Origin of the sequence: Flagellimonas aequoris (genome assembly GCF_003584165.1) — a bacterium.
Classification (GTDB): Bacteria; Bacteroidota; Bacteroidia; order Flavobacteriales; family Flavobacteriaceae; genus Flagellimonas; species Flagellimonas aequoris.
Genome location: NZ_QXFJ01000023.1, coordinates 252,652 through 273,543 on the forward strand (window position 1 = coordinate 252,652; position 20,892 = coordinate 273,543).

19 protein-coding genes are annotated in these 20,892 nt (G+C 44.4%); 6 read left to right on the top strand and 13 right to left on the bottom strand.

All coding sequences use genetic code 11. The features are described 5' to 3' along the window. Positions 1–12: 12 nt before the first annotated feature. Entirely contained in the window at positions 13–1,206 is a 1,194-nt protein-coding gene (locus tag D2U88_RS09780) for a Pycsar system effector family protein (RefSeq protein ID WP_119640308.1), read from the top strand. A gap of 1 nt (position 1,207) precedes the next feature. Here the strand turns inward: D2U88_RS09780 and D2U88_RS09785 are convergent, their stop codons facing one another. After that, a complete protein-coding gene (locus tag D2U88_RS09785) occupies positions 1,208–3,583 on the bottom strand; it encodes a GAF domain-containing protein (protein ID WP_119640310.1) in 2,376 nt (791 codons plus the stop codon). 117 nt (positions 3,584–3,700) lie between these two features. On the opposite strand from D2U88_RS09785, the gene D2U88_RS09790 reads away from it, so the two are divergent. Beyond that, positions 3,701–4,597: a metallophosphoesterase family protein gene (locus D2U88_RS09790; protein WP_119640647.1), complete on the top strand. Its 897-nt coding sequence runs from the start codon at positions 3,701–3,703 to the stop codon at positions 4,595–4,597. On the opposite strand, the gene D2U88_RS09795 is transcribed toward D2U88_RS09790, so the two are convergent. Beyond that, entirely contained in the window at positions 4,594–5,859 is a 1,266-nt protein-coding gene (locus tag D2U88_RS09795) for an aminotransferase class V-fold PLP-dependent enzyme (RefSeq protein WP_119640313.1), read from the bottom strand. The genes D2U88_RS09790 and D2U88_RS09795 overlap by 4 nt on opposite strands. 78 nt (positions 5,860–5,937) lie before the next feature. Between D2U88_RS09795 and D2U88_RS09800 the strand changes: the two genes are divergently transcribed. The 3 genes from D2U88_RS09800 (at position 5,938) to D2U88_RS09810 (ending at position 9,063) form a co-directional block, all read left to right on the top strand. Further along, positions 5,938–7,113: a helix-turn-helix domain-containing protein gene (locus tag D2U88_RS09800; protein WP_119640315.1), complete on the top strand. Its 1,176-nt coding sequence runs from the start codon at positions 5,938–5,940 to the stop codon at positions 7,111–7,113. Positions 7,114–7,203: 90 nt separating this feature from the next. Then, entirely contained in the window at positions 7,204–8,346 is a 1,143-nt protein-coding gene (locus D2U88_RS09805) for an acyltransferase family protein (protein WP_235855769.1), read from the top strand. 75 nt (positions 8,347–8,421) lie between these two features. Further along, positions 8,422–9,063 carry a hypothetical protein gene (locus D2U88_RS09810; RefSeq protein WP_119640317.1) on the top strand — a complete coding sequence of 214 codons (642 nt, stop codon included), beginning with the start codon at positions 8,422–8,424 and terminating at the stop codon, positions 9,061–9,063. 19 nt (positions 9,064–9,082) lie between these two features. Here D2U88_RS09810 and D2U88_RS09815 read toward each other — a convergent pair whose 3' ends face one another. From D2U88_RS09815 to D2U88_RS09850, 8 genes are all read right to left on the bottom strand, one after another. Further along, complete coding sequence (locus D2U88_RS09815; RefSeq protein ID WP_119640319.1) at positions 9,083–10,753, bottom strand: gamma-glutamyltransferase family protein; 1,671 nt, start codon at positions 10,751–10,753, stop codon at positions 9,083–9,085. Between the two features lie 17 nt (positions 10,754–10,770). Then, positions 10,771–12,939, bottom strand: a complete 2,169-nt coding sequence (locus D2U88_RS09820) for an acylase (RefSeq protein WP_119640322.1) — start codon at positions 12,937–12,939, stop codon at positions 10,771–10,773. A gap of 52 nt (positions 12,940–12,991) precedes the next feature. Further along, positions 12,992–14,026, bottom strand: coding sequence for a TPM domain-containing protein (locus D2U88_RS09825; RefSeq protein WP_119640325.1), 1,035 nt, complete (start codon positions 14,024–14,026; stop codon positions 12,992–12,994). 63 nt (positions 14,027–14,089) lie between these two features. Continuing rightward, positions 14,090–14,422: a 2Fe-2S iron-sulfur cluster-binding family protein gene (locus tag D2U88_RS09830; RefSeq protein WP_119640327.1), complete on the bottom strand. Its 333-nt coding sequence runs from the start codon at positions 14,420–14,422 to the stop codon at positions 14,090–14,092. Positions 14,423–14,441: 19 nt separating this feature from the next. Beyond that, the gene (locus tag D2U88_RS09835; protein ID WP_119640328.1) at positions 14,442–14,804 is read right to left on the bottom strand and encodes a four helix bundle protein; all 363 of its coding nucleotides are present in this window, start codon (positions 14,802–14,804) and stop codon (positions 14,442–14,444) included. A gap of 30 nt (positions 14,805–14,834) precedes the next feature. Beyond that, complete coding sequence (locus D2U88_RS09840) at positions 14,835–15,893, bottom strand: NAD(P)/FAD-dependent oxidoreductase (RefSeq protein ID WP_119640330.1); 1,059 nt, start codon at positions 15,891–15,893, stop codon at positions 14,835–14,837. 65 nt (positions 15,894–15,958) lie between these two features. Further along, complete coding sequence (locus tag D2U88_RS09845; RefSeq protein ID WP_119640332.1) at positions 15,959–16,198, bottom strand: NifU family protein; 240 nt, start codon at positions 16,196–16,198, stop codon at positions 15,959–15,961. Positions 16,199–16,200: 2 nt separating this feature from the next. Further along, positions 16,201–17,340, bottom strand: coding sequence for an Mrp/NBP35 family ATP-binding protein (locus D2U88_RS09850; RefSeq protein ID WP_119640649.1), 1,140 nt, complete (start codon positions 17,338–17,340; stop codon positions 16,201–16,203). Positions 17,341–17,551: 211 nt separating this feature from the next. Between D2U88_RS09850 and D2U88_RS09855 the strand changes: the two genes are divergently transcribed. Beyond that, positions 17,552–19,213, top strand: coding sequence for an amidase (locus D2U88_RS09855; RefSeq protein ID WP_119640335.1), 1,662 nt, complete (start codon positions 17,552–17,554; stop codon positions 19,211–19,213). On the opposite strand, the gene D2U88_RS09860 is transcribed toward D2U88_RS09855, so the two are convergent. From D2U88_RS09860 to trmB, 3 genes are read right to left on the bottom strand one after another with little or no spacing between them, the layout of a single operon-like run. After that, a complete protein-coding gene (locus D2U88_RS09860; RefSeq protein WP_119640338.1) occupies positions 19,214–19,537 on the bottom strand; it encodes an MGMT family protein in 324 nt (107 codons plus the stop codon). Position 19,538: 1 nt separating this feature from the next. Continuing rightward, positions 19,539–20,168, bottom strand: a complete 630-nt coding sequence (locus tag D2U88_RS09865) for a LysE family transporter (RefSeq protein WP_119640340.1) — start codon at positions 20,166–20,168, stop codon at positions 19,539–19,541. 10 nt (positions 20,169–20,178) lie between these two features. Beyond that, complete coding sequence (trmB, locus tag D2U88_RS09870; RefSeq protein WP_119640342.1) at positions 20,179–20,847, bottom strand: tRNA (guanosine(46)-N7)-methyltransferase TrmB; 669 nt, start codon at positions 20,845–20,847, stop codon at positions 20,179–20,181. Positions 20,848–20,892 lie beyond the last annotated feature (45 nt).

Below are 20,892 nucleotides of genomic sequence, written 5' to 3' on the forward strand. Positions count from 1 at the left end.
CAAATATGAGATATGTCGGAAATCGTTGAAAAAACTGAACGTTTTGTAACTGAACTACTATCCGAAAAACTTGATCCAAGGTTTTTGTACCACAACCTACGACATACCCAACGAGTTGTTAAAAGTACTAAAGAATTGCTCAACTTCTATGATTTGAGCGATGAGGAAAACGAATGGCTACTACTGGCATCATGGCTACATGATATAGGCTATGTTGAGGGGACTGAAAACCATGAAGAAAGTAGTGCAAAAATGGCGGCATCTTTCCTAAAGGAAAATGGTTATAGTGCCTCTGGCACAAAACAGGTCAGCAACTTGATCTTGGCCACCAAAATGAGTCATGAACCCGAAAATTTACTGGAAGAAATCATTAGGGATGCCGATATTTCGCATTTTGCGCAGAAAAGCTATTGGGAGACCGCCGACTACCTAAGGGATGAACTCAAGGAATTGGGCATAGCCGATTATTCCTCCAAAGAATGGCGGGAAAAGAACATTCAAATGTTCCGGACCAAACATAAATTCTATACCGATTATGCCAAGGACAATTGGGAAAAGGGCAAAGAAAAAAACCTAAATCAATTGCTCAAGGAAAAGAAGACCGAAAAAACCATTGCCAAAAAAGAAGCCCTGAAGGCCAAATACAAGAGCGACAGCCCAGACCGTAGCATTCAAACGCTGTATCGGGTTACACAGAGCAACCATTTAAAGCTCAGCGATATAGCGGACACCAAAGCAAACATTCTGTTGTCCGTGAATGCCATCATCATATCATTGGTATTGGCGAATTTGCTCACCAAGTTGGACAACCCTTCCAACACCTATTTGATTTACCCTACGTTGATCTTGATCCTTTTCAGCATTACCTCCATGATCCTATCGGTATTGGCCACTAGGCCCAACATCACTAGTGGGAAATTCACCAAAGAGGATGTGGAACAAAAAAGGGTGAACCTGTTGTTCTTTGGCAACTTTCATAAAATGAAGCTCGAGGAATATGAGTGGGCCATGTCCGAACTGACCAAGGACAAGGATTATGTGTATTCATCACTGACCAAAGACTTATATTTCCTTGGATTGGTATTGAACAAAAAATATAAAATACTGAGAATCACCTACAACATTTTCATGTTGGGCATGATTGTTTCGGTACTTGCGTTTGGTATTGCCTTTCGGTTTTTTGGACCGGATAGGATTCCTTTTTAGATCAAGACCTTAGTTCCTCCATCAAATCGTCATAGGTATAGGTCTGCTCTGATTTTTTGTCCTTTTTGTACAAAATTTCTGCCCGTATGGCCTTTAGCCCGGTTACCCCTTGAAGACCTTCCAGCTCCACGATTTCAATGTTGTCGGTAAAATATCCTTTCGCCTTTAGGAATCTGATATATCGAAGGTATTCCCGTTCGTCCTTACGCTGGCTATAGACAATGGAAAGCTTGCCTTTTTGGGTCAAACGCTCATTGGTCCCTTTGATATAGGCTTTATCAATTCGCTTTTTGATCACTTCATACCTAGCATTATAGGTGCCATCAACATCGAATCTTTTTTCGTCCATCCTAAATCGGATGGCCAGGGAAGTACTGTGCACCAAAACAAGGGAAGCCACGTCCAATTTAACAGGCAATTTGGGTTTAAGTGCGTAGTATTTATTCTCCATTTCGCACATAACCTGCAGTTGCCATAACCTTAAGTTTCTTAGGTAAAGATCATCAAAAGCCCTATCGTTTACAATGGAGCTGCCTATGTACATGTTGTGCTCCACACCATCGGTCTTGTATCTTTCAAAATAGTGAGGGAACATTTCTTGGGCCTTTTCCTGCTTTTTATCCAAAAGGGCCGCCAACTGCATGTTGGCTTCCATGACGCTTTCATCGTAATTCTTGCGATGGTCGTAATAGGACTCCGTGGAAGGATCTATCTTCTCCTCGTATTTCTTGAGCAGTTCCGCAATTTCCCCATCCTCTTTTTTCAAGTGCTGGAACACAGGATTTACTTGTTCTTTCACAAAATCAAAAACCGCCTGTTCGGTATGGGTGAACAAAGCCTCTTTCACCTCATCCAAATAAGTGCCTACCCGAAACATCAACTCCTCATAAATAAGCAGACCATATTTTTTGATGGCCACCTCCAGTATTTCATTGATTTCGGAGAGTTGGATCATCAAATCCTTTTGAATGGAAAGATTACGTTCCTTGGACGAATCCTTGATATCTATCTGTCCATACAGCGGATACACATCTTTGAAAACGATTTCATGGAAGACCGGTTGATGGCCTGCCAACTCATCGGCCATAAATCGCTTGGCCTCTTCTTGGAACTTCCAATACACAGAAGGATGCACAGAGGTACATTCGTGCTGGATTACCGCATCTATAAGATTTTCCTCTTCCTCAATGGTCCGAAGCACCGCAGAAATGAGGTAGGGCATTACGTCGTCCAGCTTATTGGCATTCACGCTGTTGAGCTCGTTTATTTTGCCAGATACCAGTTCCAAAACCCCCAATAGATTTCCATTTATTGCAATTGGGGCCAAAATGGCGCTTTTGATACCTTGATCTAACAGATTTTTGTAGGGTTGCACATTATCTTTTGCCCGTTGATAGTACTTTTCCACATTTGCGATGGCAAAATATTTGCCTTCCCGGAACAATTTGCCATAGGAATGTTCGCAGAGCATGGAATCACAGGATTCCAAATCCTTTCCATTGAGAATATAGCTTTCCATCCCCTTGCCATAAATCCTGAAAAAGTTATTGGCTCCGGCATCATATCCTGAAAAACCTACCCTAATATCACTCAACTTGAACAAGGACCTGAAAGTATCCTCAAAACTTTCCATGAAGTTTTCCTTACCCCTTTGGGCCCTTCCGATCAAGGTGGATTTGATTTCCGAAATGGAATGTTCCGCGGTTACATCGAACATATTTGAAATGACAAAACCCTTTACCAAAAAACTGTTGGGTGGTATTTTTTCCTTCCAGAGGTCTAGGTTCTCAAAATTTTCCAAGAGCTCATCCACATCTTCTTGCGTAAGTTCCTTGGCCTTTTCGGTTGGAATGACCTCCATAAAATCCGCATTGTACAAAATGCGATAGCGGTGCATCACCCCATTGGCATCCGGAATATCATAAAAGAAAGGTCGTTTAAAGTCCAGATTGTATCCATAGTGAAACTTCAGGACAACCGTGCACCGCATGATATAGCTGAATTCGGAAGGTATGTTGCTGATTTCCAGTTCAAAATCCTCCCCAGCCTCCTTTAAGATATTTTGAAAACGCTCCGAGGAATTAAAAACCAGGCTTTCAAACGGAGTGGAAGCCGTTTTGATCTCATTTTTGGTCAACACGGGGGCAAAGGTATCCTCCAAAATAATTTTGATCACTTCCTTGTGCTTTTCAAGAAGCGACAGATCGGAGAAGCCCTCCCTCAATTCAGGGTATGGTGCCTGTGCCTCCAAAACATACTTTGCACGCTCAGCCAAGTAAGTATTTGGGCTGTTGACAAGGTCATCATAATATTTCAACAGACTGTTGAAACTGACCAATTGCACTATCGGACTTTCTGTATCGTAATTGTGCTTCATACACGAATTAGTCGGGGTTGAACCTGTAAAGTTACAAAAAGTAGAATTGCACTCTTTGTTATGGGTATCTTTATGGATAAATTGCCTTTTTTAAGGATATTTAGCAAAAATAATCCCATGTCCTCAGCCACCAGACTAGACCGAGCTTACGACAACGCCGAGACCATCCTTTTTGATGACAGTTCCAAGTTCATCTTTTTCAGTGATTGCCACAGGGGCGACAACAGTTTCGCGGATGATTTTGCCAACAATCGGAACATTTATTTCCATGCACTGAACCATTACTATCGGGAAGGTTTCCATTATTTTGAACTGGGTGACGGAGACGAGCTTTGGGAAAACATCAGTTTTGACTCCATTTTTGAGGCTCATAAAAATGTGTACCAATTGTTGCGGCAGTTTCATTTGGAAAAGAGGCTCAAAATGTTGTGGGGAAACCATGACATGGTGTACAAAGACCCCGACTACGTAAAAAAGAACCTCTCCCATTATTTTGAACCCATAGACGGATCGGACAAAGCACTCTTCCAAGGGATTACCTTTCACGAGGCTCTTATTCTCCAACACAAGGATACTAAACAACAGATCTTTCTTACCCACGGTCACCAAGCGGATTGGTGGAACTACGTCTGTTGGCGCATAGGACGGTTTTTGGTACGCATCCTGTGGAAACCCCTTCAAGTGGTGGGCATTGCCGACCCGACCAGTCCCGCCAAAAACTACAAAGAACTTATACGGATAGAAAAACGGACCAAGCGTTGGATCTTAAGCAAAAATCTACTCCTGACCATCGTTGGCCATACCCATAGGCCACGATTTCCAGAACCGGGCGAGATACCTCTTTTTAACGATGGTAGCTGCGTTCACCCCAGAAGCATTACCGGGATTGAAATCGAGAACGGGCAAATCTGCCTTATCAAATGGCATATTGCGACCAAGCCTGATGGTACCCTACAAATTGTTCGGGTATTGTTGGAGGGCCCGGAAAAACTGGTAGACTATATCAATCCCTAGGTCCGCTTCGCCATGGTCTTGATCGCTGCCACAAATTGATCCAGTTCAGCTGTAGTGGTAAACACATTGGGGGTAATCCTACACCCATGTACATTTTCAAAATCTATGGCCACGGTCCACACCTTGAATTCATCCAAAAGGGTTTTCGCCATTTCCCCTGGCTTCATATTTAACAGACCGACGTTGGCGATTCCACAACTCCTGTGGGGCTCGATGGGCGTATTGATGACCACATTTTCCACATCGCGCAATGGATCGCTCCAATAGCGTTGCAGATAGCGCATCCGTTCCTCCTTGCGTTCCAACCCTATCATTTCCAAATAATCCGCCGAGTCGTTGATGGTCAAATCGGTATGTACAGGGATGGTACCTGTATGGTTCAGCCTTCTGATTTTGGTAGGATCGTTCTCGTGCTCTGCCAAAAGCGGCCAAATCTTCGGGATGTTCTTTTCCGCTACATAGAGCATGCCTGCACCCAGGGGGACACAAAGCCATTTGTGGAGGCTGGAACCGTAATAGTCGCAATCCAACTCGGCCAAATCCACTTTAATATGTCCCACACAATGCGCACCATCCACCATGACCTCTACCCCATGGGAATGGGCCATGTCGCAAATTTTTCTGATGGGTAAGATCTGTCCGGTCACATTTACCATATGGCAAATCATCAACAATTTGGTCTTTGGGGTTATTTGCGATTCGTATAAGGAAACGATTTCCTCATCAGATTTGGGATGGTTGGGCAGAGATACTTTTTTGCAAACGATGCCGTATCGCTTTTCCATCTGTTCAAAATGTACTTGCATGGCCCCATAATCCTGAACGGCATACACGGCCTCATCCCCCTTTTCCCAAGGGTAGCCCCCAATGATCAGATCCAGGGACTCCGTAGTGTTGCGAGTAATGACCAATTCCTTTTCTGAACAGTTCACCAATTTGGCTACCCGTGCCGCAGCCTTCATTTTATTCTCCCCTTGAACGGTTCTCATGTAATAGGAACCTTGATAGTTCACCTCTTTCATGTGCTCTACATATTTTTCAAGAATAGGGGTGGGCATTATGTTGTAGTATCCGCTTTCCAGATTGATGTAGTCAGGTTTCAACCTAAAATCCGCGCGGATCCGTTCCCAAAATTCATCGCTATCCTTATCCGATGGATACGGAATATCAGCCTCTGGTTGACCAGGTTCCAATGGCAAGGTAAAAAAGGGAGCAGCCATGGCAGCACTTCCCATATATTGCAAGAATTGTCGCTTTTTCATTTCGGTCTACGGTTGATTAAAAAAAGAATGGTAATTTCATTTTCAGTATGTCTCCAAGATACAATTTAAGCCCTTAACATGGATGATGTAAAAGTTATATTTGATCAAATTCCCATTCGGTATGATCTCGCCTCGCATATCATGCTGCTTGGGATCGTACAGGGGCTGTTTTTGACCTTGGTGATATTTTTGAGGGCTAAACGCACATCGGCCATACACCTCTTCGGATGGGTCATTCTAATACAGTGTATCGTTTTTTTGGATGTGTATCTCTGTTATACCGGGTCGATGAAATATGTGATCCACCTGAATGATTCCACCGAGTTTTTGGTCCTGTTCATTGCCCCAAGTCTCTACTTTTTTCTATATACCTTGCTGGAAAGAGAGCCCTTTACCCTTAAAAAGCATTGGCCCCACTTTTTATTGCCCCTGCTGTATGGAATTTCACAGACCGGCTATCTGCTGAGTCCTATTCAAGTGAAGTACAATGCTTATCTAGGGGCCTACCACCGTGATCTGGGATATTTGGATGTCCCTGATAATGTGAGCTATTCCTATCATTTTATCAAAAATAAATTCCGCTGGCTGGTCCTCGTCAGCTTTACCTTTTATTTTGTTCTTACCACAAGGTTGGTTTTAAAGGCGCGGAAAAAAGGACTGGTCTCGCCCAAAAACATCAAGGTGGACAGGTACAAGTTTTCGCGTCACACCGTTCTCGTTTTTTTAATTCTTGGGCTTTCCCTTTTTATCGTATTTTCAAATTTTGATGATGATGGGGGGGATCATTACTTGGGAATGTTGGAAACGTTGGCAACATTCATCACCTCTTTTTTTATCCTTTCGGAATCGCGCTTTTTTGAAAAATCTTGGATTTCTGACAAGTACGAGACCTTGGCAACCGACTCCTTACAGTTTGAAACCATCGAGGATTTTATGGATGCATCCGGATACTTTGCAGAGCAGGAAGCTTCCCTAAAAAACCTTGCGGAAAAACTGGATACCAATGCCAATACGGTTTCCAAATTGATCAATTCCAGTACTGGAATGAACTTTAACGATTATATCAACCAAAAAAGGATCTTGCTCTCCAAAGACCGGTTGGTGGATGGTGACTATGCACATCTCACCGTGGAAGCCATAGGACAAACCGTTGGATTTAATTCAAAATCAGCGTTTTACAATGCATTCAAAAAGCATGTGGGTCAATCCCCATCCGCATTTGTGAAAGAGAGAAAAGCCCAAAAAAGGGCCTAATTTCTCCCAAATTGTAATTCAGGACGTTTCCTCGCCCAAAAAAGAAGGGTTTTTGAACCACTCTTTTCAACTTTGGCAAAAACTTTTTAAATGATGGAAAAATCAATTCGACGTTACGATCTGGACTGGCTTCGTGTAATCGTCTTTGCCTTGCTCATTTTTTATCATGTGGGCATGTTCTTTGTCCCTTGGGGGTGGCACATTAAAAACAATGTAATCTATGATTGGCTCCGTTGGCCCATGTTGTTCCTCAACCAATGGCGACTTCCCATCTTGTTCGTGATATCAGGTATGGGGACATACTATGCTTTGGGAAAAAGGTCTTGGGGTAAATTTGCATTGGAACGATTTCTGCGTTTGGGCATTCCGTTGGTGGTTGGGATGATCTTGATTGTTCCTCCACAGATTTATTTTGAACGATTGGCTGATGGGGAGTTCAGCGGATCTTACTTGCAATATTTCACCACCATAGCCTTCAAAGGAGTCTATCCGAAAGGGAACATTAGTTGGCACCACCTGTGGTTTTTGCCCTATCTACTGGTTTTTTCATGGATCCTTTCACCCCTATTCGTATACCTTAGAAAACACAATACCCGTTTTATCGATTGGGTGAAAAGGATGATACAAAAAACATGGGGCATCTATATTTTCGTGATTCCCCTATATCTTGTTGAATCCTTAGTGGAACCTTTTTTTCCCATCACCCATGCCTTGATAGATGATTGGTTCAATTTCATTTTCAATATCATCCTGTTTTTTTACGGCTTTGTATTGATTGCCACTGGGGAAGTTTTTTGGAAAACGGTGGCCCGAATGAAGTACAAAGCACTTGTTTTGGGCATCATTGGCTTTACGGGACAGTCGATTATCTGGTTGTTTTTTGAAGATGGTTATGTAATCCATTTTACCGAAGCCATGCTCAAAGTAGTGAACATATGGTCTTGGATATTGGTGCTTTTCGCCTATGCCGCCCAATACCTAAACAGGCCCAGCAAGGGCATCGCCTATGCCAACCGCGCGGTGTACCCGTTCTACATTTTGCACCAAACCATAACCGTTGGTATCGGCTATTACCTGATGAACTTGAATTGGGGATTTTTGCCCAAAGCCTTCATTTTGGTAGTGGGCACCTTCGGGATCAGTTGGCTGATCTACGACCTCATTATTTTAAGAATCCCTTTGCTTCATCCTTTGTTTGGGTTGAAAGGAAAGAAGAAAACACCTGCAGGTTAACGATTTAACGACAATTTATCATCTTCATGGCAAGGTATTTGCTACTTTTATATTTCAAAATTGCTCAATCTTGCCATGAAAAAGTTTGTTTTTTCTTTACTAGGTTTCTCACTGGGGCTGATGACTTTACAGGCTCAATCCGACCTTCCTACCACCAAACCCTTAAAAATTGGCGAGAACAACAATTTGGATGTAAAGGCAAGCAATCAAGGGACCGCTCTCAGGATGCCTTCCGTGATAGACGAAAATTTTGCCTCCAAGAACAACAAGCCTGGGGTTAAGATGTTGCCGGACCGTGAACTTTTACAAGCGGGTTACGACATGGACATTGACCCAAAAGTGGGTGAAAAGGAGAAAAAAGGTTCCAAGGAGCATTTTGGTGACCAATATCTTGGTGATTTCAAGACCAATGCCAAATTTGTAGGCATTGTGTGCCGCGACCATGAATATGTGGATGGTGATCGTATCAAAATCTATTTGAATGGAGAAGTGGTTGAATACAATCTATTGTTGACGGGATCTTTCAAAGGCATCAATATAGATTTGACACAAGGTTTTAACCGAATTGAGTTTGAGGCATTGAACCAAGGTTCTTCTGGCCCCAATACGGCCCAAGTTGTGGTTACCGACGACAAGGGGGAAGTAATCCACAACAACCGTTGGAACCTTTCCACAGGATCCAAGGCCAGTCTTATCATCATCAAGGAAGAAGAATAACCCCTTCCTTCATCACTTCTTATTCCACTTTTCCCAAAGTAACAGGACTCTCGGCCGTTCCTTCCCAATCCGGGTCAGCGGCACCGATCCATTTACCGGTAAGCGTATCCATCATTACGGCGTGAACCCTACCAAAACGACCAGGTTGGTCCACTTCCTCAACCATGAAACCATCTTCCTTAAATTGTTTGATGTCTTCCAAAGTCCAAGTCCCTGGATGGGTTTCGGCCAATATCAGAGTATCCCCGGTATGAACGCGGGCTGCGGCCAAGGCTTTGTTCAAGGGCATCTTTTGATCCAAAACCCTACTGGTCACCTGCGCAACGGCGGTAACGATCCTGCTTCCTCCAGCAGCACCCAATACCAGAAACGGTTTTCCTTTTTTGGTAATGATGAATGGACTAATGTGCGAACTTGCCCGTTCGCCAGGTTTCATATCACCCAAATAACCACCCAAGGTGGCAGCATATACAAATCCAAGTCCATCGGTAGCCACTTTTGATCCCATGATAGGACCAAGGGACTGCGTCAAAGCAATCACATTTCCTCGGGCATCCGCTACGGATAAATGGGTGGTATGTCCATTTTCGGTCCATGATGCAGGTCGATTCCAATTCATGGCAGCTTGCTGTGTGGGAAAAGGCACCATGGCATCCGCCAAGGTTTTGGCATATTCCTTGGAGGTCAATTTCTTGCCCACTTCCAAATCCTCTTGACCATAACGATCTTCATAGGCCTTGACATTCGCTTGGTAAACCAATTCGGCCCAAGTGGTTTCCGGTACATCGGCCAAGTCAAAATTTTCAAGGATCTGGAGCATTTCAATGGTAATGGCCCCATAAGATGGAATAAATAACCCGTGGAGTCCAAATCCCCTGTAGGATCCTTCTACCATGTCGGCATCCCTAGCCTGATATTCTGCCATGGCAGCCATACTCAAGGTGCCCCCATTTTTTTGGACATCATCCACAATTTTCTGGGCAATTTCACCTTCATAAAACACCTTTTCTCCTTCCTTGGCAATCAATTTCAGGGTATGGGCCAAGTCCTTTTGCACCAAACGGCTTCCTTCCACATAAGTGGTGCCCCCGTTCATAAAGTATTTGGAAGTACCCGTAAACTCTTTGATCTTATCCATGGCCGTGGATTGACGCAAGGCTTCCCCGGGCAACACTATAAAACCTTCTTCAGCATATTTGATGGCAGGCTGCATGACCGTTTCCAAATCCAAGGTCCCATAGTCGGACAATAACTTGGTCAAGCCCTTCACCACACCGGGGACGCCAATGGTAGCGTATCCATACTGCCCTTTGGGTGCTGTTTCGGGATCGTAATCAATACCAGCTTGGGTAGTAGCGTCCACTCCTGAAATTTTTCCTTCGGAGGTCATCACAATGGCCTGCAACCTTCCTCCCAATCCAGACATGCTCGGCTCCACCACTGCAAGTACAAAGGCCGCGGCCACCGCCGCATCAATGGCATTGCCTCCATTTTCCAGCATTTCTACCCCCGCCTCTGTCGCCAACGGATGGGCCGCGGCCACTGCACCATTTTCGGAAATGGAAATTTGGGGGTCCCCATCATCTACAATGGTCAAGTTGGGATTGATTATTTGCTCTTCAGCTTTCTTCTTACAGGAAATGGAGATTGCAAAAAGTACGGCCAGTAGGAATATCGATTTTTTATACATGGTAGGTAGTTTGGTTTTTATTGTTTTTCTCCAGGGTGATAAGTTGCTTCGGCCCGTTTGAGCACATCTTCTTTATAATAGGCGGCATCCTTCCATTCAATATCCGCGTAGCGTTGGGCCTGATCATTAAAATGGGGGGAATTGGGGTCCCCACTTTGTCCACCTGCCAACATGGTCTTGGCCTTCACCTTATCTCCAAACTCCACCACGGCCACAAAACTGTTGCCACGGGTTCCATAAATTTTCTTGGTATTGTTGTCGTATCGGGCACCATAAGCGGCCAATGCACCCCAAGTTCCACTGGCAAAACCAATGGGGATGCTGGGTTTGGCATCATCAAAAGCTTGGCGTATGTCCCCGTTCAAACGTTGATAGCGATTCACCTCGCCCCAAGGCATTTGCCAAGTACCAAAATCGGAATTCAATTTTTCAACCGCTTCCTTAAACAGATTCAACTTTTGTTCATCGGGCCAATCGCTTCCCCAATACTCCACCCATTGCATGGAATACATGCCTTCGGGTCTTTCGGCTTTTGCATAACAAAGCGTACCGTAATAATGGGCCAATGTCATAGCCACGGATTCCTTGGATGTTGTAAAATCCCACTGCCTCAGGGTTTCAATGGGCTCCTTCAATTCAGGTGTCGAATGGGCATCGTAGGCTTTCACCAGACCTGGAATCAAAACATTGAAGGCGGGCAGGTAAGGGTCGTGCGCCAATTGTATCAGACTGTCCAAGGTATAGCCGCTTCTTCCGGTCAACAATTCAATGGCGTGAATGCCCCTGAAATTTTCTTGGTCACGTGACATGTAATTGGGGTAATCTTCCTTTTTCGGACTGTACTCCAATGCCGAAGTATAAGGTGTTGAATTGCAGTTCTGGATCCAGCCATTTTTGGGATTCAACACTAATATATTCTCATCCACGGTATGTAGTCCTTGCCAATCGGTCTTGGGATTACTGCCATCCACGGGTTGGGTATAATCAAAAGTAACATCACGTTTGGGAACAAAGTTCCCGTGAAAATAGGCAATGTTCCCTTCAGCATCGGCATACACGGTGTTGTTGGAAGAATTGGTCCGGATGTCCATCATTTTGCGGAAACCGGCATATCCGTCCTGTTTGGTACGAATATAGGATTGTTCCAAGGCTTTTACGGGTTCCCACATCATAGCAGAAGCGGTCCATTGGCCATCCGCTATATGCGTGATAGGCCCGTGATGGGTCCTGTACATCGGAAAGGTTTTCTCTTTGAGTTCCTCGCCTTCCTTGTATTTCAAAGTCACACCAGCGGAATCTACGGGGCGCAATTCTTCACCATACTGATAGAACAGTTTCCCATCATTTTTGACCAAGGTTTCCTTGAATTCATCCATGACATCGGTATAGGTCGACGTATGCATCCATCCCGTTTTTTCGTTGAATCCCTGATACACAAAAAACTGTCCCCAGGTGACAGCGCCGTAGGCGTTCAACCCTTCCTCGCTAACTACGTGCACTTCACCCCGAAAGTAAAATGATGTATGGGGGTTGATGAGCAACATGGCATTACCTGATTGGGTCAAATCCCCAGAAATGGCAATTCCGTTGGATCCTTTAGGTTCTGCCATTTCCTCCTTTTTCTTCTGTTGGAGCAATTCCATTTCAGGAATTTCCATACCACTTTCGTAAAATGTTTGGATTTTTCGGGTGGATATGCGCTCAATATCACCACCAATAGATCCTTCGCTGAAATACATGGGCATCCATGGCTCAAATCGGGTGAGCAATTTGGGTTTTACCTCGGGATGCGTATACAGATAATAATTGATTCCGTCGGCAAAGGCATCACAAAGTTGTTTCAACCATTCGGGACTTTTTTCATAGTTGGCCTTGGCTTCTTCCTCCGTCATGAACAACTTGGCCCGAAGATCACTGTATAGGGCTTCTTCACCCTCTACTTCGGCCAAACGGCCCGTGGCCCAGATATAATTTTGTTCAACCCGGTTAAAATCGTCCTCACACTGGGCGTACAAGAGTCCAAATACGGCGTCTGCATCCGTTTTTCCATAGATGTGGGGCACGCCAAAATCATCCCTGATGATGGTGATGTCCTTGGCTTGCGCCTCCCATTCCTCCACTTCGGTCTGGGGCTTTTGGGTACAGGAAAAACATAAAAGAAGGGCTGCAAGGGTAACTGTTCTCATTACGGGGGTTGGTTTTATTTTATCTTGTGAAAATAAGGGATTTCCGTATCATTTACCAACTACCGCTGGCACCTCCTCCTCCAGAACTCCCACCTCCCCCAGAAAAACTACTGGAACTTCCACCGGAACTTGAACCAAAGGAATGGCTCCCCGAGGATGAGAAGGTCTTGCTCATATAGGTTTTATCGGACTTGAACCAAGAAAGTTTGAAATCTTCCTTCCCTTTGATCCGTATCTTTAAAATGGCCAATAGTATGGTGAGAAGAAAAAACCCAATTATCCCATAAATGACCCATCCGACGCTCCCAAATAGCACTTCTTCATCAAAAGTAATACCCATGATCGTCGCTAAAAAGAACAAGGGTACCCCAATAAAAATCAAGCCAAAAAACACCTGCAATAACCCAGCAAAAATCATGAAAACTCCTGGGAAAAGTCCCAGTTTCCCTATCATGATGCCCCGGAACATTTCAATCAGACTGGAATATCCCTTGTAAAAAACAAATCCGCCTGGGACCATAAAAAAGGAAAGGAAAACCATCAGTAACACATAACCCCACCACGGGAGTTCGTTCTCGGCTTCCATTTCCTTATTGAATTCGGCCAAAGCATCGGGGTTCTTCAACAATTCGATAAGCTGATCGGATGCCCCATCAAGGCCGCCTAAATAATCCTCCTCCTTGAATTTAGGAATCATGGTATTACGGATGATTCGGGAAGCCACCGCATCCGTAATGTAAGGTTCCAAACCGTAGCCTACTTCTATTCGGACTTCCCTATCATTTTTGGAAAATAGGATGAGAATGCCATTGTCCTTGCCTGCCTGCCCCAATTTGTTCTGATTGAATACCCCATTGGCGTATTCTTCAATAGTTACACCTTCCAAATCATTGATGGTCAAAATCACCAACTGATTGGTGGTCTCGGTCTCAAATTGGGTTAGTTTGCTTCGAAGGCCCTCTAATTGTCCTGAGGTGAAAATACCTGCGTTATCGGTAACGATTTGTGTAAGCTGGGGATACTTCTCTTGGGAAAACCCAAAAATGGACAGCAGTACCAAATAACAGAAAACCAACGTCTTTCCCATGACCCTAAGATACGGGAAAGTCCAATCGTCTGCTATTGAAAATGTATGAAAGAGTACTCTGATCTAATCTTCTGCAGGGGCCAATTCCACTTCCAGCCCATCCAAATCGTCGGTCATGTGGATCTGGCAACCCAAACGACTGTTGTCCTTTACAAAAAAGGCTTCTGACAACATGGCTTCCTCATCATCAGATTTTTCGGGAAGTTGATGATCGGAAAGCACGTAACATTGGCAGGAAGCACACATAGCCATCCCACCACAAATACCGATGGTACCTTCTGGGGCCAACTCGTAGGAACGCACGACCTCCATTAGGTTCATGTTCATATCTGTCGGTGCATCCACTTCGTGAAGCACACCTTCCCTGTCAATAATCTTTAGTTTTATATCGCTCATACCTAATTGTAAAGAGTAGTTAGGAGTTTGGAATTGGTTTTATCGATTTGATGAGTCCATAAAGCAATTTGGAGACTTCATTGGTCAATTCAATAATTTGCTCAGCATTGACCTTGGACAGCAAATCTAATTTTATGGAAAGATAAACCATTGATCTGACTTCGCTATTCGAACCCAAGAAATAAAACAAAAATTTGGAAAATTCTGCATTAGAGCTTCTTTCGAACCCTTCTGCAATATTGTTGGACACTGAAACAGCTGTCCGTCTTATCTGGTCCCTAAACCCAAAATCATTACAATTACCGAACGATTGATAAACCGTAAGGGCCAATTCTTGGGCTTTTTGCCATACAATCAAATCCTCAAATCTTTGAACCGCCATACCTCGCTACCAAGTACTAATCCCTAATTACTAGTCGATAGATTTAACAACAGCCTTAGGCGCTTCTTTCTTGCTGCCATCAAAACCGGTAACACCCCCAACAGTGGTATACTTCATCACATATTTTTTATCGGGGAAGATACGTTGATAAGCGCTTTGGCACATCAAAGTAGCTTCGTGGAACCCACACAAGATCAATTTCAATTTTCCTGGATAGGTATTCACATCACCAATGGCATAAATACCGGGAATATTGGTCTGATAATCATAGGAATTGTCCACTTTGATGGCATTCTTCTCAATTTCCAAGCCCCAATCGGCAATGGGTCCCAATTTTGGTGAAAGTCCAAACAGGGGAATAAAATGGTCGACTTCCACCTCTGTCTCTTCGGATGTATCCACATTCTGGACGGTGACTTTTTCCAAAACATTCTCACCATGAAGGGCCACCACTTCGGACGGGGTCATGAGATTGATCTTTCCTTCATTTTTCAAGTGTTGCACCTTTTCAACGGAATCCAAGGCTCCCCGAAATTCATTTCTTCGGTGTACCAACGTAACCTCATCCGCTATATCGGCCAAGAAAATGGACCAGTCGAGGGCAGAATCACCACCACCCGCAATCAAGACCTTTTTACCACGATACATTTCCGGTTCCTTGATCATATAGGCGACTCCATTGTCCTCATACTTGGCCAAATTGTCCAAAAGAGGTTTTCTAGGCTCAAAACTCCCAAGTCCACCAGCAATGGCCACCACTGGGGCATGGTGTTTGGTACCTTTGTTCGTCGTGACTACAAAAGTGCCATCCTCCAATTTGTCAATGGTTTCCGCACGCTCTCCCAAGGTAAAACCAGGCTGAAAGGGTTTGATCTGTTCCATCAAATTATCTACCAACTCCCCCGCCAATACTTCGGGATAACCAGGGATATCGTAAATGGGTTTTTTGGGATAGATTTCCGAGCATTGCCCTCCTGCTTGTGGCAAGGCATCTATCAAATGGCATTTCAATTGCAAAAGGCCTGCTTCAAAAACAGCAAAGAGACCCGTAGGTCCCGCTCCAATAATCAGTATGTCGGTTTTGATCATGTACAAAAAAATTTTTGGCGTGCAACTTACTGCTTACCTAAAAAAGGAATTATGATTTTTGTCAGTTAGCTAACGTTGATAACTTCTTCAATTTGAGGAGCATACTTTTTTATGGTCATCTCTACACCGCTCTTCAACGTCATTTGGTTGACACTGCACGCGATGCAATTTCCTTCCAGCTTAACCTTCACGGAATTGTCGTTGTCTATGGATATCAAGGTAATGTCACCCCCATCGCTTTGGAGAAAGGGTCTTATTTCCTCCAATGCTTTTTCCACGTTGCTCTTAATTTCTTCTGAAGTCATAACTATTTCTTTTTAACGGCCGAACAACCAGCCATTGTTGTAATCTTGATCGCCTCGGTTGGGGGCAGGTCGGTATTACGCCTTACCAACTCCTGGACCACGTTTTTGGTCAATTCTTCGAAAGCTTCCTCAATGGGAGATGCTGTTTGAAGAGCTGCCGGCCTTCCCACATCCCCAGCTTCCCTTATGCTCTGCACCAATGGCATTTCTCCCAAAAATGGCACATCGAGGTCTTCCGCTAAGTTTTTGGCCCCATTTTGTCCAAAGATATAATATTTGTTATCAGGCAGTTCTTCTGGAGTGAAGTACGCCATATTCTCCACAATGCCCAAAACGGGAACATTGATGGCTTCCTGTTGGAACATGGCAACACCTTTTCTGGCATCGGCCAAGGCTATTTCCTGTGGCGTACTCACCACCACTGCTCCGGTTACCGGTAAGGATTGCATAATGCTCAAGTGGATGTCCCCAGTGCCCGGAGGCAAATCCAATAATAGGAAATCCAATTCGTCCCAATGGGCATCAAAGATCATTTGGTTCAAGGCCTTGGCAGCCATGGGTCCTCTCCAGATTACCGCTTGGTTGGGCTGGGTGAAAAATCCAATGGACAAAAGTTTTACCCCGTAATTTTCAATGGGTTTCATCTTTGCCTTGCCATTCACATTGATGGACAAAGGTTTCTCATTGGCCACATCGAACATGATGGGCATGGATGGTCCGTAAATATCCGTATCCAATAATCCTACCTTAAAACCCATTTTGGCCAAGGTCACCGCCAAATTCGCCGTGATGGTAGACTTGCCCACACCTCCTTTTCCAGAAGCCACCGCGATGATGTTCTGTATTCCGGGAATAGGGTTCCCCTTAATTTGGTTCACCTTTGGCTTTGCTGGGGCATCAACCTTTAGGTTGACCTTTATTTTGGCCTTTTCATATACCTCGCTGTGGATGATCTTCAATATCTCCACCTCCGTTTTCTTTTTGGCCTGAAGACTTGGGTTTTTGATGGTCACATCTACCTCAACCTCATCACCAAATACCTGCACATTGGTCACGGCACCACTTTCTACAAGATTCTGACCCTCACCCGGGGCCGATATTTTCTCCAACGCTTTAAGAATGTCTACTTTCTTCAACTTCATGTATCCTGTTTTAACCATCAGTCGTTTGAACTGATTCTAAACTACAAAGATACGGCGTTGGTCTTAGATTTTGAAGTCGGCGGATTGAATTTCAAAAAAGCCTGTATTTTGATTTATGAAAGGTATGCCCGGCATCAACAAATGAAGGTTATGAACCTAGGTTTTATGTGAAAAAACCGTAGCTTAGGTGCTTATTTAACCACCAACCAACATGCTGCGCAATACCAAACTCCCCCATCTCGCCTTATTGGCCCTTTCCCTGTTTTGGCTTTCCTGCTCTACGGGCAAACACAGCTTTACCAAAAAAGATGTAAAAGGTTCTGAAAAATTGATCGGTCTCGATTTCTCCAAAAAGAATATCGACACTCTGTATCCATATTTGGAAAGAAACCTTTCGGGTTTTGATTCCCTCAGAAAATACCCTTTGGAGAATGATGTGTTCCCTGCTGTTCGGTTTGATCCCGTGCCCTTTGGTTTTACCATGCCCGAGCAATTGAATGGAAATGAGTGGAACATTCCCGACTATGTTGAAATCCCCGAACGTTTTGATGATTTGGCCTTTTATACCATTCCACAATTGGCCTCTTTGATCAAGCATCAAAAAATCACGTCAACCGAGTTGACCCAATTTTTCTTGGCCCGCTTGAAAAAATACCAGCCTACCTTACAATGTAGTATCAGCATTACAGATAGTTTGGCTTTGGCACAGGCCAAACGCGCCGATGAAGAAATCAAACAAGGGAAATACAGAGGTATTTTGCACGGCATCCCCTATGGCACGAAGGATTTGATGGCCGTACCCGGCTATACCACCACTTGGGGTGCCGAACCCTATAAAAATCAAGTCATTAATCAAACAGCTACAGTAATCCAAAAGTTGGAAGATGCCGGTGCGGTTTTGGTTGCCAAATTGGTCTCCGGTTCATTGGCCCGAGGTGATGTTTGGTTCGGCGGCAAGACCAAAAACCCTTGGGACATTACGCAAGGAGCCACAGGTTCCTCTGCTGGTTCAGGATCAGCAACCTCTGCCGGACTTGTCCCCTTTGCATTGGGTACGGAGACCTTGGGGTCCATCACCTCACCCAGTACCCGAAACGGTGTTACGGGATTGCGTCCCACCTACGGAAGGGTAAGTCGATATGGGGTAATGAGCCTGAGCTGGTCCATGGATAAAGTTGGGCCCTTGGCCAGAAATGCCGAGGACTGTGCCATCGTGTTCTCCGTTATTCAAGGGGAGGATAAAAATGATCTAACCACCAAAAATATGCCCTTTGGTGTGGATTGGGCCAAAGATGTGAAATCTCTTAAAGTGGCCTATTTGAAAAAGGACATTGAAAAAGATACTACCGACACTGGTGACAATTTGAGAAATGCCCTGAAAGTCTTGAAAGAAATGGGCATTGAACCTACTGAAGTGGAACTTCCTGAAGATGTTCCATACCGAGGTTTCGATATTATCCTAAGGGCTGAGGCAGGTGCCTTTTTTGATGAATTGGTGCGCTCTGGAGAAGTGGACCTCATGGTGGAACAGGACCAACGCTCAAGGGCCAACTCCTTACGCCAAAGCCGATTTATTCCTGCGGTGGAATACCTGCAAGCCAACCGACAACGCCAAGTGCTCATGCAGAAAATGGAAAATCTGATGAAGGATTATGACGTATTGATCTCGCCTTCCTTTGGAAACGATCAATTGCTCGCCACGAATTTAACGGGGCATCCCGTTATTGCCATCCCCACGGGCTTGGACAAAAAAAACCACCCGACCAGCATGACATTTGTAGGCAAATTATATGACGAAGCCAGTATTTTACTGCTCGCCAAGGCATTTCAAGATCATTCGGAGTTTGATGAACTACATCCCCCCGGATATTGATCATAGCTCCTTGGCAGGATCCCAGAAGTGTTTTTGAAAATCGACAATTTGATTGTCCTGGACTTGGATACCTTCATTCTCCAAGAGTTGTTGCATGAGGTTGGTACCCCCAAAATGATGCTTGCCCGTCAGCACCCCAGCACGATTGACCACCCGGTGCGCCGGCACATCCTTGGCGGATGAACTGTTCATGGCCCACCCTACCATACGGGCACTGCGTGCCGCTCCCAAATACTTGGCAATGGCCCCATAGGAAGTAACCCGACCAAAGGGGATTTCCTTGGCCACTTCATAAACCTTGTCAAAAAAATTGGGTTCTTCCATGTTATCGGTACAGAATACGCATCAAGGTAATGATTAAGAGCAAAAGCATCAATGCACTTAAAATATAGTTTGAGTTCTTTGAAAAGCGATTGGTCTTGGTTTCCAGCTTATCAAAATAAAAAGTATAGAGATAAAGTACCGCAAAGGTCCCAGTTCCTGCCGCAACTACAAAAGTGGTGATATCCTGCGCCTCGAACTTGATCCACCCAGCTTCGTTCCACATGGCATTTAGACCACTATAATAGGGAATGGTCAACAGGTTAAGAGCTGCCAACAATACTCCTTTAAAAAAACTGTTCTTCTTGCTCAAATTGACCTTTTTGAGCTTTTTCTCCTTCTTTCTTTTGGCCACAATAAAAAAATAGATGGCAAAAAAGGCAAAGATGGCAATGGCAATCTTTAACAGGATGTCGATGACCTCTGGATTCCGATATAGAAATTTGGAAATAAATACAGCGATGTATGCCTGCACCATGATCATGGAAGACACCCCGAGGCTAAAGATGACCCCGTTCAACTTTCCTTTCTCCACGCTGATCTTGGCCGCATTCATATTGAGCAGCCCTGGTGGTACCGTAGCCATAAAAGCAGCCGAAAAGGTGGCAAAAAAAAGAATGAGGATATGGGTCATTAGTCAGTGGTCAGCGAATCCTAAATTGGATATATGTAATTGGTTTTCCTTTTTCAAGATACTGATTTTCATAGAAAGTCTGAATCTCCAAAACCTCCGAAGGAGCACCTTCGTTTTTGTACACATCATGGTTGGAGTAGATAATCTCATACCCCAAACCTTGCAAGAGGCCAAGCGTGTAGCCATGCATGAACTCACTGTCCGTTTTTAGATTGACCACCCCATCGGGTTTAAGAATATGTTTGTATTTTTTTAGAAAATCAGGATTGGTCATCCGGTGTTTGGTTCGTTTGTATTTGATCTGGGGATCGGGGAAGGTAATCCAAATTTCAGACACTTCCTTCTCCCCAAAAAGCAAATCGACCAATTCAATCTGGGAACGTAAAAAGGCCACATTCTTTAAACCTTCTTCCATGGCAATCTTGGCCCCTCTCCAAAAACGGGCACCTTTTATATCCACCCCAATATAATTCTTGCTTGGATTTCTTTTGGCAAGCCCAACAGTATATTCACCCTTGCCGCAGCCCAACTCCAATACAATAGGGTTGTTGTTGCCAAAAAACGAAGCCCAGTCGCCCTTATGTTGGAACCCTTCCATCACTTCATCCCTTTTGGGCTGCACCACGTTGGAAAAGGTTTCGTTTTCCTTGAACCGTTTTAGTTTGTTCTTACTTCCCACTCTCGAATTGAATTGCGCAAAAATTTAATGATTTGGCAAAACTAA

What these genes read in the sequence shown, in the direction of transcription:
- D2U88_RS09780 (WP_119640308.1), top strand. Translation starts at nt 13, where the DNA reads ATGTCGGAAATCGTTGAAAAAACTGAACGTTTTGTAACTGAACTACTA.
- D2U88_RS09835 (WP_119640328.1), bottom strand. Translation starts at nt 14,804, where the DNA reads ATGGCGGTTCAAAGATTTGAGGATTTGATTGTATGGCAAAAAGCCCAA.
- D2U88_RS09785 (WP_119640310.1), bottom strand. Translation starts at nt 3,583, where the DNA reads ATGAAGCACAATTACGATACAGAAAGTCCGATAGTGCAATTGGTCAGT.
- D2U88_RS09840 (WP_119640330.1), bottom strand. Translation starts at nt 15,893, where the DNA reads ATGATCAAAACCGACATACTGATTATTGGAGCGGGACCTACGGGTCTC.
- D2U88_RS09790 (WP_119640647.1), top strand. Translation starts at nt 3,701, where the DNA reads ATGTCCTCAGCCACCAGACTAGACCGAGCTTACGACAACGCCGAGACC.
- D2U88_RS09820 (WP_119640322.1), bottom strand. Translation starts at nt 12,939, where the DNA reads ATGAGAACAGTTACCCTTGCAGCCCTTCTTTTATGTTTTTCCTGTACC.
- D2U88_RS09825 (WP_119640325.1), bottom strand. Translation starts at nt 14,026, where the DNA reads ATGGGAAAGACGTTGGTTTTCTGTTATTTGGTACTGCTGTCCATTTTT.
- D2U88_RS09800 (WP_119640315.1), top strand. Translation starts at nt 5,938, where the DNA reads ATGGATGATGTAAAAGTTATATTTGATCAAATTCCCATTCGGTATGAT.
- D2U88_RS09810 (WP_119640317.1), top strand. Translation starts at nt 8,422, where the DNA reads ATGAAAAAGTTTGTTTTTTCTTTACTAGGTTTCTCACTGGGGCTGATG.
- D2U88_RS09795 (WP_119640313.1), bottom strand. Translation starts at nt 5,859, where the DNA reads ATGAAAAAGCGACAATTCTTGCAATATATGGGAAGTGCTGCCATGGCT.
- D2U88_RS09805 (WP_235855769.1), top strand. Translation starts at nt 7,204, where the DNA reads ATGATGGAAAAATCAATTCGACGTTACGATCTGGACTGGCTTCGTGTA.
- D2U88_RS09855 (WP_119640335.1), top strand. Translation starts at nt 17,552, where the DNA reads ATGCTGCGCAATACCAAACTCCCCCATCTCGCCTTATTGGCCCTTTCC.
- D2U88_RS09850 (WP_119640649.1), bottom strand. Translation starts at nt 17,340, where the DNA reads ATGAAGTTGAAGAAAGTAGACATTCTTAAAGCGTTGGAGAAAATATCG.
- D2U88_RS09815 (WP_119640319.1), bottom strand. Translation starts at nt 10,753, where the DNA reads ATGTATAAAAAATCGATATTCCTACTGGCCGTACTTTTTGCAATCTCC.
- D2U88_RS09860 (WP_119640338.1), bottom strand. Translation starts at nt 19,537, where the DNA reads ATGGAAGAACCCAATTTTTTTGACAAGGTTTATGAAGTGGCCAAGGAA.
- D2U88_RS09845 (WP_119640332.1), bottom strand. Translation starts at nt 16,198, where the DNA reads ATGACTTCAGAAGAAATTAAGAGCAACGTGGAAAAAGCATTGGAGGAA.
- D2U88_RS09865 (WP_119640340.1), bottom strand. Translation starts at nt 20,168, where the DNA reads ATGACCCATATCCTCATTCTTTTTTTTGCCACCTTTTCGGCTGCTTTT.
- D2U88_RS09830 (WP_119640327.1), bottom strand. Translation starts at nt 14,422, where the DNA reads ATGAGCGATATAAAACTAAAGATTATTGACAGGGAAGGTGTGCTTCAC.